We start from the raw sequence: 251 nt of genomic DNA, 5'->3' as shown, positions 1-251 counted from the left end.
GCCGAACATGTGCAGGATAGGTGGTGGGCTTTGAAACCGAGACGCCAGTCTCGGTGGAGCCTCCCTTGAGATACCACCCTTGTTCTGCTTGATGTCTAACCGCGGACCGTTATCCGGTTCCGGGACCTGTGTGGCGGGTAGTTTGACTGGGGCGGTCGCTCCTAAATCGTAACGGAGGCGCGCGAAGGTTGGCTCAGAGCGGTCGGAAATCGCTCGTTGAGTGCAATGGCAGAAGCCAGCCTGCTTTCCAT

1 rRNA gene is annotated in these 251 nt (G+C 58.6%); it reads left to right on the top strand.

Features of this window, described 5'->3' with window-relative positions:
• Window positions 1-251: ribosomal RNA gene (locus tag FCK22_RS18555) — 23S ribosomal RNA — on the top strand; the annotation flags it as partial.

It is taken from the genome of Sulfitobacter sp. 15WGC, from assembly GCF_005068605.1.
GTDB lineage: Bacteria > Pseudomonadota > Alphaproteobacteria > Rhodobacterales > Rhodobacteraceae > Sulfitobacter > Sulfitobacter faviae.
Note: the sequence above shows the minus strand (reverse complement) of the source record. Positions and strands in the feature narration are given on the sequence as shown.